14 protein-coding genes are annotated in these 15,207 nt (G+C 71.4%); 7 read left to right on the plus strand and 7 right to left on the minus strand.

Annotated elements, in window-relative coordinates; all coding sequences use genetic code 11:
• Window position 1: 1 nt before the first annotated feature.
• Window positions 2-2,407: a glycoside hydrolase family 3 N-terminal domain-containing protein gene (locus ABZ860_RS04240; RefSeq protein WP_357214863.1), complete on the minus strand. Its 2,406-nt coding sequence runs from the start codon at window positions 2,405-2,407 to the stop codon at window positions 2-4.
• Between the two features lie 371 nt (window positions 2,408-2,778).
• On the opposite strand from ABZ860_RS04240, the gene ABZ860_RS04245 reads away from it, so the two are divergent.
• Together ABZ860_RS04245 and ABZ860_RS04250 are read left to right on the plus strand one after the other, a co-directional pair.
• Window positions 2,779-3,648 (plus strand): fumarylacetoacetate hydrolase family protein, encoded by an 870-nt coding sequence (locus ABZ860_RS04245; RefSeq protein ID WP_357214866.1) that lies wholly within the window; start codon window positions 2,779-2,781, stop codon window positions 3,646-3,648.
• Between the two features lie 75 nt (window positions 3,649-3,723).
• Window positions 3,724-4,125 carry an NUDIX domain-containing protein gene (locus tag ABZ860_RS04250; protein WP_357214869.1) on the plus strand — a complete coding sequence of 134 codons (402 nt, stop codon included), beginning with the start codon at window positions 3,724-3,726 and terminating at the stop codon, window positions 4,123-4,125.
• Window positions 4,126-4,371: 246 nt separating this feature from the next.
• Here ABZ860_RS04250 and ABZ860_RS04255 read toward each other — a convergent pair whose 3' ends face one another.
• The 4 genes from ABZ860_RS04255 to ABZ860_RS04270 all read right to left on the minus strand — a co-directional run bounded on the left by ABZ860_RS04255 (window position 4,372) and on the right by ABZ860_RS04270 (window position 7,516).
• Window positions 4,372-4,911 (minus strand): DUF1062 domain-containing protein, encoded by a 540-nt coding sequence (locus ABZ860_RS04255; RefSeq protein ID WP_357214872.1) that lies wholly within the window; start codon window positions 4,909-4,911, stop codon window positions 4,372-4,374.
• 272 nt (window positions 4,912-5,183) lie between these two features.
• Complete coding sequence (locus tag ABZ860_RS04260) at window positions 5,184-5,567, minus strand: DoxX family protein (RefSeq protein ID WP_357214875.1); 384 nt, start codon at window positions 5,565-5,567, stop codon at window positions 5,184-5,186.
• A 71-nt stretch (window positions 5,568-5,638) separates the two neighbouring features.
• Complete coding sequence (locus ABZ860_RS04265; RefSeq protein WP_357214877.1) at window positions 5,639-6,565, minus strand: RNA polymerase sigma-70 factor; 927 nt, start codon at window positions 6,563-6,565, stop codon at window positions 5,639-5,641.
• A 6-nt stretch (window positions 6,566-6,571) separates the two neighbouring features.
• Window positions 6,572-7,516 (minus strand): NAD(P)-dependent oxidoreductase, encoded by a 945-nt coding sequence (locus tag ABZ860_RS04270; RefSeq protein ID WP_357214880.1) that lies wholly within the window; start codon window positions 7,514-7,516, stop codon window positions 6,572-6,574.
• Between the two features lie 776 nt (window positions 7,517-8,292).
• Between ABZ860_RS04270 and ABZ860_RS04275 the strand changes: the two genes are divergently transcribed.
• From ABZ860_RS04275 to dhaL, 3 genes are read left to right on the plus strand one after another with little or no spacing between them, the layout of a single operon-like run.
• The gene (locus tag ABZ860_RS04275) at window positions 8,293-9,063 is read left to right on the plus strand and encodes an MIP/aquaporin family protein (protein WP_357214883.1); all 771 of its coding nucleotides are present in this window, start codon (window positions 8,293-8,295) and stop codon (window positions 9,061-9,063) included.
• Complete coding sequence (gene dhaK, locus ABZ860_RS04280; protein WP_357214885.1) at window positions 9,060-10,052, plus strand: dihydroxyacetone kinase subunit DhaK; 993 nt, start codon at window positions 9,060-9,062, stop codon at window positions 10,050-10,052. Before ABZ860_RS04275 ends, dhaK begins: the two co-directional genes overlap by 4 nt.
• Before the next feature lie 27 nt (window positions 10,053-10,079).
• A complete protein-coding gene (gene dhaL / locus ABZ860_RS04285) occupies window positions 10,080-10,706 on the plus strand; it encodes a dihydroxyacetone kinase subunit DhaL (protein ID WP_357214888.1) in 627 nt (208 codons plus the stop codon).
• Window positions 10,707-10,810: 104 nt separating this feature from the next.
• Here dhaL and ABZ860_RS04290 read toward each other — a convergent pair whose 3' ends face one another.
• Window positions 10,811-11,584, minus strand: coding sequence for an IclR family transcriptional regulator (locus ABZ860_RS04290; RefSeq protein ID WP_357214890.1), 774 nt, complete (start codon window positions 11,582-11,584; stop codon window positions 10,811-10,813).
• Window positions 11,585-11,620: 36 nt separating this feature from the next.
• On the opposite strand from ABZ860_RS04290, the gene dhaM reads away from it, so the two are divergent.
• A complete protein-coding gene (gene dhaM / locus ABZ860_RS04295; RefSeq protein ID WP_357214893.1) occupies window positions 11,621-11,995 on the plus strand; it encodes a dihydroxyacetone kinase phosphoryl donor subunit DhaM in 375 nt (124 codons plus the stop codon).
• Window positions 11,979-12,281 carry an HPr family phosphocarrier protein gene (locus ABZ860_RS04300; protein WP_357214896.1) on the plus strand — a complete coding sequence of 101 codons (303 nt, stop codon included), beginning with the start codon at window positions 11,979-11,981 and terminating at the stop codon, window positions 12,279-12,281. Before dhaM ends, ABZ860_RS04300 begins: the two co-directional genes overlap by 17 nt.
• 3 nt (window positions 12,282-12,284) lie before the next feature.
• Here ABZ860_RS04300 and ABZ860_RS04305 read toward each other — a convergent pair whose 3' ends face one another.
• The gene (locus ABZ860_RS04305) at window positions 12,285-15,113 is read right to left on the minus strand and encodes a tetratricopeptide repeat protein (protein WP_357214898.1); all 2,829 of its coding nucleotides are present in this window, start codon (window positions 15,111-15,113) and stop codon (window positions 12,285-12,287) included.
• Window positions 15,114-15,207: the final 94 nt, after the last annotated feature.

Here is a 15,207-nt window from a genome sequence, read left to right on the forward strand (position 1 = left end):
CTCATCCGAGCGGGTGATGTGAGGGTGCCGGCGACGGTTCGCCGACACCGACCGTGCCCGTATAGACCTTCTGCACCTTCGGCCGGTCAGCGTCGCCGGTGATGGTGAACGTGCCCGCCAAGGTGTGGGCGTCGGAGGAGAAACCGACATATACCTCGATATGCCCGGTTTCTACCGTGTAGTTCATGTCTCGGCCGTAGAAGCCAAGCTGGCCTGTGGGCAGATGGAAGCGTATGGCCGTCCGCTGCCCGGCACCGGCGGACACGCGGGCGAAGCTCTTGAGTTCGAGCACCGGCCGGGTGACCGTCGCCTGCGGGTCGCGGATGTAGAGCTGAACGACTTCCTCGCCGGCCCGATCGCCGACGTTGGCCACGGTCACCTCCACCGTGACGCTGTCCCCGGCGGGCACTTCGGTGCGGTCCAGCGTGGCCTGTTCGACGACGAACGGGGCGTACCCGAGCCCGTGACCGAAGCAGTATCGCGGGCCGGCGGGCGAGTCGACATAGTCACCGTGCCAGTGCGACCGTCCGCCGGACACCTTGTGTCCGTAGAAGACGGGTATCTGGCCAACGGTGCGCGGATAGGAGATGGGCAGCTTCCCGCTCGGGTTCACCTCACCGAGCAGAACCTCGGCGATCGCCCGCGCCCCGGTCTGCCCGGGCAGCCAGGCCATCAGCACCGCGGCGCACTTCTCGTGCAGGAAGTCGCCGCCGACGGGCCGGCCGGCGACGAGCACCGCCACCACGGGGGTGCCGGTCGCGACGACGGCACGCACCAGCTCCTCCTGGACGCCGGGCAGCTCCAGGCTGGACCTGTCCCGCGACTCTCCCGTCGTGGCCCGGGTCGTCAACCCCGAACGATCTCCCAGGACCAGCACCGCGACATCCGCCGCCGCGGCGGCCGCGACCGCCTCGTCGAAACCGTCCCTCGATGTGTCGGTCACGTCGCACCCGCGTGCGTAGCGCACCCGGTCACCCAGCCGGGCGGTGAGCTCGTCGCGCACCGTGGGCACCCCGTCCGTGCTCTCCTCGATCTCAAGGTCGTCCGGGATCGTCATCGTCTGCCCGAGCAGGCCCTTCCGCTCGCGCGCCTCCATCAACGACTCGACGTGCGCCGCGAAGGAGTAGTCGCCGAGCAGGTGCCGGGCGTCGTCGGCGTTCGGTCCGATGAGAGCGACCGTCCCGGCACCGGGCCGCAGCGGCAGGATGCCGTCGTTCTTGAGCAGGACGAGGCTGCGGCGAGCTGTCTCGAGCGCCACCTCCCGGTGCTGCTCGGCGTTCACCGACACCGCGACCGCGGCCTCGTCGACGTAGGGGTTCTCGAACAGGCCGAGCTCGAACTTGTGCCGGAGCACCCGCGAGACCGCTTCGTCCAGCTCCCCTTCGCCGACCTCGCCGGCGTCCAGGGCGCCTGCCAGTTCGCCCGCGTACGCGTCCGTCGCCGGAAGCTCGACGTCGGTGCCCGCGGTGAGCGCGAGAGCCGCCGCTCGCCGCTTGTCCTCCGCGAAGTGGTGGTACGAATGGAGATCGTCGACGGCGAAGTAGTCCGACACGACGGTCCCCGTGAAGCCCCACTCCCCGCGAAGGACGTCGCCGAGGAGCTCACGGTTGGCATGGCAGGGGATCCCGTCCAGCTCGTGGTAGCCGGCCATCACCGACTGAAGGCCCGCCTCGCGGACCGCCGCCTCGAACGGATACAGATACACCTCCCGCAGCAGGCGAGGGGGCAGGTGCGCCGGCGCCCAGTTCAAGCCGCCCTCGGAGGCCCCGTAACCGACGAAGTGCTTGGCCGTCGCGATGACACCCTCCGTGAGAGAAGCACCCTGCAGGCCCCGGATGAACGCCACGCCCATGCGGGCCACCAGGTGGGGGTCCTCCCCGTAGGTCTCCTCCGTCCGGCCCCACCGCGGGTCCCGTACCACGTCGAGCACCGGTGAGAGCCCCTGGTGGCTTCCCGTCGCGCGCATCTGCGCGCGGACGGCGTCCGCCAGCCGCCGGTTGAGCTCCGGCTCCCAGGTGCTCGCGACCCCGATCGCCTGAGGAAAGATGGTGCCCTCCCGCGCCATCAGTCCGGAGCACACTTCCTCGTGCACGATCGCCGGTATCCCCAGCCGGGTCTCCGTCATCAGAAACCGCTGGATCGCATTCGCCACCCGCGCCACCTCTAGCGCCTTCAGGCTGGTGGCTCCCGCGACACGAGTCACGTGCCCCAAGCCGTGCCGGAGGACCGTACGCGCCCGCTCCGCGGAGAACCGGCCACCCTCGATCAGGGAGAACGCCCACGCACTCCCCAACTGCGCGAGTTTCTCCTCCCGGGTCATCCGGGCCAGCAGATCCGCGACACGCTCCCCCACGGGCACGGCCGGATCGGTGTAGATCGCTCGAGACTCCCGCCTCACAGTGGTCACAATTCCGCCCTTCGCAAACGTAATCGGTAACGTTTACAATCTTCACCGTCTCCGATCACGTCCGCTTTGTCCAGAGCTCGTCTCGGAGACCTGCGCGACCGGCCGGCCCGAACCCCGACGTCGGAACCGGCCCGGCCGGAGAGCCACCGCACGAAGGGAGTAACCCTGAACGCGTACGAATCGGTCGAGCAGCACGTGGCGGGCCGGTATCCGGTGGCCGCAAGAGACAGCGCGCTCCTCGGTGTGCGCGGGGGCGGCGCCGTCGCAGGATGATCGATCGTGATTCCCGTCAGGCTGGGTGCCCTGGAGTGTGAACTGCCGACGCCTTTGCCCCTGACGTCGACCACTTCAAGACAGAGGGGAAGACCCGAGTGCACATCGTCCGATACCGGAGTGTCAGCGACTCCCGCCCGCGCATCGCCGTGTTGAATGACGGCGTCCTGTCCACCCTGCCGGTCGCCGGCATGTTCGAGCTTCTGAACCACCGGGTTGAGGAGGTCGAACGGATGTGCGCCGACGCCGCGCCCGACCGCTCGCTCAGCGAGGTGCGGCTGCTCGCCCCCGTGGACGGCGCGACGGAGGTGTGGGCCGCAGGCGTGACCTACCTCCGCTCCCGGGATGCGCGGGTGGAGGAAAGCACCCTCAAGTCGGTCTACGAGCTGGTCTATGACGCCGAGCGTCCCGAGCTGTTCTTCAAGTCGCCCGCCTGGAGAGTGGTCGTCGACGGCGAACCCGTCGGCATCCGCTCCGACTCGGAGCTCAACGTTCCCGAGCCCGAGCTGGCTCTCGTGGTGAATCGCTTCGAGGAGATCGTCGGCTATGTCGTCTGCAACGACATGAGCTCACGATCGGTGGAGGGCGAAAACCCGCTCTACCTCCCGCAGGCCAAGCTGTACGCCGGAGCGTGCGCCCTCTCCTCGGGCATCAGACCCGCATGGGAGGTCGACCCCTCCGACCTCGCCATCCGCCTGAGGGTCACTCGCGATGGAGCTGTCATCTGGGACGGCACGACCTCCACGAAGCAGATCCGGCGCCCGTTCGCCCAACTGACCGCCTATCTCTTCCACTCGGAGAACTATCCCCACGGGGTCGTGCTCACCACCGGGACCGGCCTCGTGCCTGATCTCGACTTCCAGTTGCACGCGGGCGACGTGATCACGGTGACGATCGACGAGATCGGCGAGCTCCGCAATCCGGTTGTCGTGGGCAAGGAGCACTTCGACTTCCTGACGGCCCCGTGACGCCAGAATGATCGTGTCGAGGGATAGGCGCACCCGTGCCCTTCCGTCGCGACCCCCGACTGCAGGAGCACCACGGTGAGCAGCATCATCGACAAGATCGCCTGGATCCACCTGGACAACGGCAAGATCCTCAGCACCCGATCACGAGGCAAGGACGCCTACTACATCCCCGGCGGCAAGCGCGAACCCGGCGAAAGCGACATCGACACCCTCGTCCGCGAAATCGACGAGGAGCTCTCCATCACCATCATCCCGGCCACCGCCACCCACGTGGGCACCTACCAGGCCCAGGCACACGGCCACGCCGACGGCGTCACCGTGCAGATGACCTGCTACACCGCCGACCACGACGGGGAGCCGACGCCCAGCCGCGAGATCGAGGAGATCATCTGGCTGAGCTACGCCGACCGCGACCGGGTGTCCCCAGTCGACCAGATCATCTTCGATCACCTGCACCAGGCCGGACAACTTCGCTGACTCAGCACCACCCGCACCGTCTCCACAGGTATTGACCAGCGCTCCTACCGGACAGCCGCCGGCCGGTCCCGTACCCGGGAGCGCTGACCCGCCCGAGCGGGACGGCAAGGCCCTCCGCCTCGTCGTCCCGCCCGGGCACCCGTCCGGCACCAGCGTCCGGCAGCAGAACCAGCCACCCTGGGCGACTCCAGACCGCTGGAGCCGCGCGCCGATACTCGAGGATCGTGCGCCGCGGCTACATCCCCGCTAGTCCCCCGCCAGCACGGTGAAGGTGAACCCGGCGCTCGTCGAACGGTGCAGCGGAATGTCGCACTTGACCCGGCGCAGCACCTCGTTCCTGCTGAAGCCGAGCCCCTGCGCGATGAGCCGCTCCGGGCGTACCGGCACCGGATCCTCGAAGACGACCTCGATCCGGACCGGCCACGCCTCGTCGAGCCATGCCGACGGGATGTCCAGCCGCCAGGCTCCCTTCCAGTCCAGGCGGAAGCGGTTGCGCCGGGCGAGCAGCGGATCCAGCAACGTGGACGCCACCAGCTCCGGATCGTTGACGTGGTAGCGCTCGAGCTCGGCCGGATCGAAGGATCCGACCGGCGCTCGCTCGTACACGTTGAGCTTGCTCGTCCGGCCGCAGGACACGCAGCGGACCAGCAGCCACACGTCCAGGAGCTTGCCGTTGGCGTTGACACGGAACCTGCCCTCGCCGGTGGTGGCCGACTCCGAGCGGCAGTCCACGCACCGCAACGACAGCAGAGGCAGCCTGGTCCGGCGGACGACCCAGGGCAGCACAGTATGAGGTTGTGAAGACATGATCTCTCTAGACCTGACACGAGGCCGATTGCGCGCAGCCTCAAACGCCGTACGACCGGGCGCGCGCGGGCAGCCCGGCAGAGCCGACGGAACGGTCGGCTTGAAGGTGAGCGGAAGAAGGTGTCAGGTCTAAAGAGCAGGCGGGGTCACGCGCTTTTGTCCTCTGTCCTCACTGCGACGGGGCCGCAGGCACCCTACGGGAACGCGGAAGGAAGACTCAAACGGTTTTTCCCGACGCCGCCATTGGCCGGTCAGCCGGTGAAGGCGCCGGGACCGAAGCGGCCCCAGGCGACGAACGCGGCCAGCGCGAGGTAGGCCAGGTTCAGCGCCGCGAGCCGGAACTCGCGGCGACGGCCGTGAGTGATCATCGCTGCGGTCATCAGGGCGATCCAGCAGAGGGCGGTCACCGGCACCAGGTCCGGTGCGATGCCGGCCGCGGCGGGCAGTATCAAGCCGACCGCGGCGAGGATCTCGAGAACGCCGAGGGCCTTGACCCTGCCGGCGCTGACGCTTCGAGTCCATGCTCCACCAGGAGTCGCGGCCAGCTTCTCCTTCGGCACGAATGCCTTGATGGCGCCGCCGGCCAGGGCCACCACGGCCAGCAGTCCGGCGCCGAGCCACAGTGCGAGGTTCATCGAGTCGTCCAATCGTGATCAGGCGTACGGACGTCGTGGACGCGCCCAGGGGCGCGGGTGGCCGGGCGGGCTCAGCCCTTTTCGCTTCCCCCGTGGTCCGCGCGCACCAGGGCGCCGAGGTCGCCGACCCGGTCGAAGTGCCGGAGCTTGTCGGGGTTGACGATGGAGTGGATGGTCTGGATCCGGTCGTCGGCGATGTCCAGCCCCATCACCCCGACCAGCAGGTCGCGGGCGTCGAAGACCAGGGCCCCCGGCTCGCCGTTGACCTGCGTGAGGTGGAAGCGCACGCCGCCGGCGCGGGCCAGCAGGGGCGCCATCGCCGCCAGCACGCGCGCCACGCGCCGGCGTCCGTTGACCGGCCGTCCCAGCGCCGGCACCTTGCCGCCGCCGTCGCCGTGCATCGCCACGTCCTGCGCCAGCAGCTCTTCCAGCGCGCGCAGGTCGCCGTGTTCGACGGCGGCGAAGAAGCGCCGGGCGAGCTGTTGCCGCTGCTGCCGTGAGGCGTGGTAGCGCGGGCGGCGCTGCTGGAGGTGTCTGCGGGCCCGGGCGACCAGGTGCCGCGCGCTGTCCACGTCGGTGCCGACGATCTCGGCGACCTCCGTGTACGGATAGTCGAACACCTCGCGCAGCAGGAACGCGGCCCGCTGCTGTGGCGACAGGCTTTCCAGCAGCACCAGGACGGCCAGCGACAGCGAGTCGGCGGTCTCGGCGTGCTCACCCGGCGAGGGATCGGTGGCGAGCGGTTCCGGTAGCCACTCGCCGACGTACCGCTCCCGCCGAACGCGTGCCGAGCGCAACTGGTCGATGGCCAGCCGGGTGACCAAGGTGGCGATGTAGGCCCGTGGTGAGGCGATCGTCTCGCCGCCACGCTGGGTCTGGTGCAGCCGCAGGAACGCTTCTTGCACCACGTCTTCGGCTTCGCCGACGCTGCCGAGCATCTGGTAGGCGATGGCGAAGGCCCGCGGCCGCAGCTCGCCGTACAGATCCGAGGTGGACACGCCGACTCAGCTCAATCCGTCGACGAACCCGGTGCGCCAGCTCGGGTGCTGCGGCGTCCACCCCAGTTCGCGCTTGGTCTTCTCACATGAGATCCCGCGGGCCCGCGTCATCACGTCGACCGCGCCCTCGCCGGCCAGCGGGCGGGCGAGCCAGGCCGGCACGCGGCGCGGCGGTTCGGCGCCGAGCACGCGGGCCAGGTAGGGCAGCCAGACGCGCACCGGTGCCGGATCGTCATCGGCGACGTGGTAGATCCCGGGCTCGCCTTCCTCGACGGCCGCGACGGTGGCCGCTGCCGCGTCGGCGATGTGCACCAGCGACCACACTCCGTCGCCGCCGCCGATGATGGGGAACCTCTGCTTGCGGATCTGCTCGGTCATGACCGCGTCCGGCGCGGCGCTGAGGCCGGTCCCGGGGCCATAGAAGGAACCGTAGCGGAGCACGATGCCGTCGGCCCAGGTGATGCCGGTCACCGCGTCCTCCAGGTGGCGCAGCGCGGCCACCGCCGCCGCGGCGTCGGCGGGCGGGTTCGGCTCGATCCGGGCGTTCTCGTCGGCGACCGGTCCGCCGGTGCGTTCCATCCACAAGGAGTTGCCCTGCGCCACGAACCTGCCGACGCCGGCCGCCCGCGCCGCCGCCAGCAGGTGGTCGGTGCCCTCCGTCCGCAGCCGGTTGGTGGCGGCGGCCATCCGCTTGACCTGCCGCATGCTCGACGGCCCGCTCAGCGCGGTGAGCTGGTGGACGATCACCTCAGGCGCGGCCTTGGCCACCGCGTCGGCCACCGAGTCCGGATCGAGCGCGTCGACGACGACCGGCTCGGCGCCCAGCGCGCCCAGCGGCCCGGTCTTGGCCTGCGAGCGGGTCGTACCGACCACCTGGTGGCCACGGGCCACCAGCTGGGTGACGAGTTGGGTGCCGATCGCCCCGGACGCCCCGGCGATGAAGATTCTCATGTCGTCTCCGTTCATTGCGCTCATCAGTCGCGCTCAGCACTAGAGACGACAGACCCCGTCTTCCCATGAACGGGAGTGACCCAACTCACACGCATGCCGGTGGCGCAGGTCGAGCACCTCGGTTCCCCGCCGGTACGGCGGCAACGCATTCAAGCGACCAATTCTGTTACAGCGACAACTCCCGAAAGGAAGGTAATGCCGCATATTATCCTCGCAGTCCAGGACTTTCGAAATATGAGGAGAGCACCCATATCGAGAAGCAACCCGAAGGCGGCCGCAAGCGACAGTGCAAGACCTTCGTCGTTCGGTCGACCTGGAGCGACCCTATGGTCGAGACCTGCGATTAAGGCGAACAGCGTCAGCAGGAGGGCCGACACGTACAGGAAGCAGAAGAAGAAAAGGTGATACCAGAAGTATTGATGTCGCGGCGTCACCGAACACACCTCTCTATCACGGGGCGACCGGCCGGCACACTTTATTCAGGGTCGCAATGGCCGATATTATATTGTCGGGCGATTTCAGCCCATGTTGTGTCGGTTATCGCACCCTGCTCGCCTCCCCTGGTCCTGCCCCTCCCCCGTGTCCGGCCACAGCCGTTCGGCGGAGGGGCCGGAGGCGAGTCCCATCCGGGCGGCTACGAGCCCGGGCAGGTGGGGGTGGCGCGGCCACGGAGAGCCCCTGCCCGCGACACCTCTTGACGCGGATGGCCTCCAGATTTAACTTCTATGAAACCGCGTTCGACATTATCGAACGACGTTCATACCCGGGACGGTCTCATGAACGACTCACCCCCCTCCACGTTCCAGAAGCTCCTGTCGGAACTGCTCGGCACCGCCTTCCTCGTGTACGTCGGCGCCGGCTCCGCCGCGGCCACCGGGGTCATCGCCGCCGGCTCCCGCGCACCCTTCTCCATGGCCCAGCTCGGCATGATCAGTTTCGCGTTCATGCTGGTCATCGTGGGCACGGTGTACGCGATCGGACATATCTCCGGCGCCCACATCAACCCGGCGGTCACGGTCGCCCTCGCCGCGACCGGCCGCTTCCCCTGGCGTGAGGTGCCGGGCTACGTCGCCGCGCAGACCGCCGGGGCGGTCGCCGGCACGCTCGGGATCTTCGCGACGCTCGGCGCGGACGCCGCCAGGGCCGCCGGAGGCGGCGTGACCGCGTACGCCGCCGAGGTCGGGTTCGCCCGCGGCACGCTGATCGAGGCGATCGGCACATTCATGCTGGTCTTCGTCGTCTTCGGCGTGCTCGACCGGCGGGCCGTCCCCGGGTGGGCGCCGATGGCGATCGGCTCGATCGTCTTCGCGGTCATCGTCGTCGTGGGCCCGGTGACCGGGGCCGCGATCAACCCCGCCCGCTACGCGGGCCCGTTCCTCGTCAACGCGGCCTGGGGCGGCGCGGTGAGCTGGGACCAGCTTCCGGCCTACCTCATCGGGGAGTTCGCGGGCGGTCTGATCGGGGCGCTCGCCTACACGGCGCTTGCGGCCTCGCGAGGAAGGACGAAGCTGGAGAGCACGACCACGGCAGTAGGGACCGCATCATGAAGAAGCTCATCAACAGTGTCGATTCCGTCGTCACCGACGCGCTGCGCGGCATCGCCGCCGCGCACCCCTCGCTCCGCGTCGACATCGAGAACACGGTCGTATTCCGCGCCGACGCCCCCCGGCCGGGCAAGGTCGGCCTGGTCTCCGGCGGTGGCTCCGGCCACGAGCCGCTGCACGGCGGGTTCGTCGGCTACGGCATGCTCGACGCGGCCTGTCCCGGCGAGGTCTTCACCTCCCCCGTCCCCGACCAGCTCATCGAGGCGACCAAGGGCGTGGACGGCGGCGCGGGCGTGCTGCACATCGTGAAGAACTACACGGGCGACGTGCTGAACTTCGAGATGGCCGCCGAGCTCAGCGGCGACGAGGGCGTCGAGGTGGCGACCGTGCTCGTCAACGACGACGTGGCGGTGCAGGACTCCCTGTTCACGGCGGGCCGCCGGGGCACCGGGGCCACGCTGTTCGTCGAGAAGATCGCCGGCGCCCTGGCCGAGACCGGCGCGCCCCTGGCCGAGGTGGCGCGGGTCGCCCGGGAGGTCAACGAGCGCAGCCGCTCGTTCGGGGTGGCGCTGACGCCCTGCACGGTCCCGGCCGCGGGCAAGCCCACCTTCGAGCTGGCCGACACGGAGATCGAGCTCGGCATCGGCATCCACGGCGAGCCCGGCCGGACCCGGGCCCCGATGCGCGAGGCCCGCGAGATCGTCCGTATCGCCATGGACGCGATCGACGCCGACCTGCCGCTGTCCGGCGAGACGCTCGTCATGGTCAACGGCATGGGCGGGACGCCGCTCATCGAGCTGTACATCGTCTTCGCCGAGGTGGCGGCGTACCTGCGGGAGAAGGGCGCGACGGCCGTGCGCAGCCTGGTCGGCAACTACGTGACCAGCCTCGACATGCAAGGCTTCTCGGTGACGACGTGCTCGCTGACCGGCGAGCTCACCCGGCTCTGGGACGCGCCGGTGGAGACACCGGCGCTGCGCTGGGGCCGCTGACCGCATCCGAACCTCTGGAGTCCCCTCGTGAACACCCAGTTCTTCGCCGCCTGGATCGAGGAGATCGCCGCCGCCGTGCGGGCGCAGCGTGACCACCTCACCCAGCTGGACGCCGCGATCGGCGACGCCGACCACGGCGCCAACCTCGACCGCGGGTTCACCGCCGCGCAGGAGGCGCTGGCCGGCGCCTCCCCGCAGACCCCGGGCGCGCTTCTCGTCCTCGTCGGCTCCACGCTCATCCGCAAGGTCGGCGGCGCCTCGGGCCCCCTGTACGGCACCGCCTTCCGCGAGATGGGCAAGGCGTTCGGCGAGGCCGCGGAGATCTCGCCCACGGAGCTGAGCACGGGCCTGAACGCGGCCCTGTCCGGCGTCCAGCGCCTCGGCGCCGCGGCGAAGGGCGACAAGACCATGGTCGACGCCCTCGCCCCGGCCGCCGAGGCGCTGGCCCAGGCCGTACGGGACGGGCTGAAGCCGGAGGAGGCGCTGGAGGCGGCGGCCGCCGCGGCCGAGCAGGGGGCCAGGGCGACCGTCCCGTTGCAGGCGCGCAAGGGGCGGGCCAGCTACCTGGGGCCCCGCAGCGTCGGGCACGAGGATCCCGGCGCGGCCTCGACGGCTCTGCTGTTCGGCGCGCTGAAGGCGGCCGCCTCCCGATGACCGCGACCCGCGGCCGGGCCGCGAGAAACCGGAACCGCTCAGGCGACCGGGCCGCCAGACGCCAGGACCGGTCAGGCGGCCAGGCCGCGGGGAGCCGGAACCGCTCAGGCGGCCGGGCCGCCGGGCACGGCGGAGCGGGGGGCGCCGAGATCGCGCGAGACCGCCCGCGCGGTCTCGCGCACGGCCAGCGCGATCTCCTCGCGCCGCGCCGGGTCCAGCACCCGCTCGACCGGCCCGACCACGGCGACGGCGCCGGCCACCGAGCCGTCCCGCGAGAAGACGGGCGCGGCGACGCCCGCGTCCCCCAGCGCCGCCTCCTGGTCCTCGACCGCGTACCCCCGGCGGCGCACCTCCGCGAGCGCCCGCTCCAGGTCATCGCGGCCGGTCCTGGTGAGCCCGGTCAGCGGGGCGAGGTCGTCCGACAGCAGCTCCTCCCCGCGCGGGTCGTGGGCGGCGATGGCGTGGCCGAGCGCGCAGGCGTGCCACGGGATCGCCGCGCCCACCTCCAGGATCTGCACGACGTCGTCGGGCCGGAACACGTGGTGGAGCACGATCACCCGGCTCCCCGACAGCGTGCCGACCCAGACGGCCTCGTTGACGCGCTGGGCCAGGGAGTCGGCCCACAGCAGGCTCCTGACCCGCAGTTCCGACCCCTCCAGGTAGGCGTTGCCGAGTTGCAGCACGGCGGGCCCGAGCGCGTACTTGCCGGTGTCGGGGTCCTGCACGACCAGCTCGCAGGCGGCGAGCGTGCGCAGCAGCCCGTGCACGGTCGGCTTGGCCAGGCCGACCCGCTCGGCGATCTCGGTGACCCCGAGCCGGGGGGTGCCTGACCCGAGGGCCTTCAGGATGAGCGCGGCGCGCTCCACCGACTGGATCACTTTTCGATTATGCCGAACGATCTTCAGGAATAACGAATGGTTGGCATCGTACTCATTTCACACAGCAGCGGCCTGGCCGCGGAGGTGGCCGCGCTGGCCACGCAGATCGGCGGCGCGCACGTGCCGCTGGCGGCGGCGGGAGGCACCGAGGACGGCGGTCTCGGCACCAGCCCCGACCGGGTGACCGCCGCCATCGAGGAGGTGGACCGCGGGGACGGCGTCGTGCTGATCCCCGACCTCGGCAGCTCGGTGCTCACCGCCAGGCTGCTGCAGGCCCCGGGTGAGGTCGTGATCGCCGACGTGCCGTTCGTGGAGGGCGCCATCTCCGCGGTCGTCGCGGCGGGCGGCGGGGCCTCGCTCGACGGTGTGCTGGCGGCGGCCGAGGAGGCATGGCATGTCCGTAAGCTCTGAGCCCACGGCAAGCTCTGGGCCCGCGGCCCCCGAGGCCGGCGGGGGCGAGCGCACGATCGTCCTGACCGAGGACCTGCACGCCCGCCCCGCGAGCGCGCTCGCCCAGACCGCCGCCGCCTTCACCGCGGCCGTCACCCTCTCGTACGGCTCCCGCTCGGTCGACGTGCGCAGCGTGCTGTCGCTGATGGGCCTGGGCGCCACGAGCGGGCAGACCGTGACCCTGCGCGCCACCGGCGGCGACGCCGCCGAGGCGCTGGCGGCTCTCAGCGCGGTGCTCGGCGGCTGACGACTACCGCCGCGCCGCGCCCGCCGGCGGCGCGGCGGACTCCCCCGCGCTCCGGAGGAGGTCGCGGAGGTTCTCGGCCTCCGGAACACCGAGCTCGCCGTAGAGGCCGAGAGCGAGCCGCCCATGCTCGGACGCCTGATCCGCGTGCCCGAGCGCGAGGTGGGCGCGCGCCAGCCCGTCGTGGGCACGCGCCTGCTCCGGCCGGTTGCGCGTCAGGCCGGCGAGCGCGAGCGCGGCCGTGTGCTCCTCGACCGCCCGAGCCGGGTCGCCCGCCGCCTCGGCCAGCCCGTTCAGCGCGGCCGCCTCGTCGGCGGTGTTCCCGAGCGCACGGTAGACGGCCGCCGCCTGCTCGTGGCGGATGCGCGCCTGGGCGAGCTCGCCCTGGTGCCGGAGGACGACGCCGAGGTGGTCGAGGGTCATCGCCTCTCCGGCCGGGTCGCCCACCTTGCGGTGAAGCGCCAGCGCCAGGTCGAGATGGCGCCGGGCCTCCTCGGGACGGCCGGCCCGGTCGAGGAGGAGGGCGAGGACGCCGAGCACGTTGGCCTCGCCCCAGGTGTCGGCGCCGATCCGGGTGAGGTCGAGCGCCTGCCTGAGGTACTGCTCCGCCTGGGCGTCCCGGCCGCGGCGCAGGGCCACGTTCCCCAGGGTGAGCAGTGCCCTGGCCCGTTCCCCGGGCTCCTCGCACACGTCGAGGGCCCAGTGGTCGAGGGCCTGGTGAGCGTGCTCCTCCGCCCGCTCGTACTCGCCGAGCCGCCAGTAGGTCCGCGCGAGGTCGGTGAGCGCTCGCGCCTGGACCTCGCGGTCGCCGAGCACGCGGCTGCGCCGCAGCGCCAGGGTGTGCAGCGTGAGCGCGTCGTCGTGGTGCGCGTGCCGGTCGAGGTAGGGGCGCATCGCCAGGGCCAGCATGCCCAGGCAGATCTCGGGTCCGTGGACGGCGGTCGCGATGATGTTGGAGCGTTCGGCGTCGAGCCAGGCGATCGCCTCCGCGGCGTCGCGAATGGGCGCGATCGGGGCGGCCGGCTGGGGAATGCCCTCGCGCTGGGCCACCGTGTACGGGAAGAGCCGGTCCATCGCCGCGCGGGAGCGGTGCAGGTAGTAGGTGAGCAGCCGCATGACGGCGCCGTCGTCCTCGGCGAGCGAGCGGGCGTGCTCGCGGAGCAGGTCGTGGAAGGTGTAGCGGCCCGGTTCGAGCTGCAGGAGCATGTGGGCGTCGAGGAGGCCTTCGAGCAGTTCCTCGGCCTCGTCCTCGCCGATTCCGGCCAGCGCGGCCGCGCCGCAGACGTCGATGTCACGCCCGGGCGCCAGCCCGAGCAGGCGGAACATGCGCTGCTCGTCCTCGTGGAGCTGCTCGTAGGAGAGGGCGAAGGCCGCGGACACCCCGTCGAGGAGCCGGCGATGGTCCCGCAGCCGCCCGGCCAGATAGGACACGGTCCAGCGTGGGCGGTGCTGGAGGCGGGCGGCCGAGATCCGGATGGCGAGCGGGAGGTGCCCGCACAGCCGGAGCACCTCGCGTACGGCGTCCGGCTCCCGGTGAGCGCGTTCGCCCACGATCCGCCCGAACAGCCCGGCGGCGTCCGCCTCGCCCAGCACGTCGACCGACAGCGCCCGGGCGCCGTCCAGGTCGACGAGCCGCCGCCTGCTGGTGACCAGGACGAGGGTGCCGGAGCGTCCCGGCAGCAGCGGGCGCACGTGCTCGGCGTCGAGAGCGTTGTCCAGCACGGCGAGCACCCGGCGATCGGCCAGCTCGGCCCGCCAGAGTGCGCTCCGCTCGGCCAGGGTGACCGGGATGCGGCCGGCGGGCACCCCAAGCTGGCGGAGGAGGACCTCCAGAGCCGCGGCGGCGTCGACCGGCTCCCGGCCCGCGGTGTGGGCCTGCAGGTCGACGAAGAGCCGGCCGTCCGGATAGCGGGCGGCCAGCCGGTGGGCCGCGTGGACGGCGAGAGCGGTCTTCCCGATCCCGGCCATTCCGTCGATCGTGACCACGACCGGCCCGTCGTGTCCGTTGTGGTGCTCGTCCGCGAGCCGTTCAAGCTCGACGGTCCGTCCGGAGAAATCGGGAATGTCGTAGGGCAGGAAGGTGGAGCGACCCGCCGGGCCGGGAACCGCCGGCGCCGGGTCGGCCAGGCGCAGGGCCGGATCGTCCGCCAGGACCGCCCGCTCCAGTTCGGTGAAGGCGTGCCCGGGGTCGAGGCCCTGTTCGTCCGCGAGAGCCGTACGGTAGGCGCGCGCGGCGGCCAGGGCGTCGGGCTGCCGCCCGGCCCGGTGCAGAGCCAGGACGAGGTGGCCGTTGAGCTTCTCGCGCAGCGGGTTGGCGGCCGCCTGGGCGGCGAGCTCGTCGAGCAGATCGGCGTGCCGCCCGGCGGCGAGCTCGCCCTCCACCAGGCGCTCGTACGCCGACAACCGCCGGTCGTTCCAGAGCTCCCGGACACCGGTGACGTACTGCGCGTGCACGTCCTCCAGCGCCTCGCCGCTCCACAGGTCGAGGGCCCTGCGGAGCTCGCCGGCGGCCACCAGCTCGGTGAACTCCTGCGCGTCGACCTGTCCGGGCTCCGGCTGCGCGACGTAGCCGCCGGCACGCGTCTGGAGGAGCCCTGCGGCTCCCGCAGCGCGCAGCACCTTGCGGATCGCGGTGATCGAGGCGTGGATCTGCGATCGGGCCGTGTCGGGCCGGTCGTACCCCCACATCGCGTCGATCAGCCGCTCGATGCCGATCACCCGGCCGGCGTTGAGCAGGAGGTAGGCCAGGACGGCCCGGTGACGTGGGGCGACACCCGTCAGGGGCGCGCCGTCGACGACCATCTGGACGGGGCCGAGAAGGGTGAAGCGCAGCATCGTCCCCCCATCACGATCGCATCGTGCGCGCATAGCGAATGTATCAATCCGGGCGGCCACGCTGATCTCACACGAACCGAGACGGATTCCGCAG

Source organism: Microbispora sp. NPDC046973 (genome assembly GCF_040644495.1).
Classification (GTDB): domain Bacteria; phylum Actinomycetota; class Actinomycetes; order Streptosporangiales; family Streptosporangiaceae; genus Microbispora.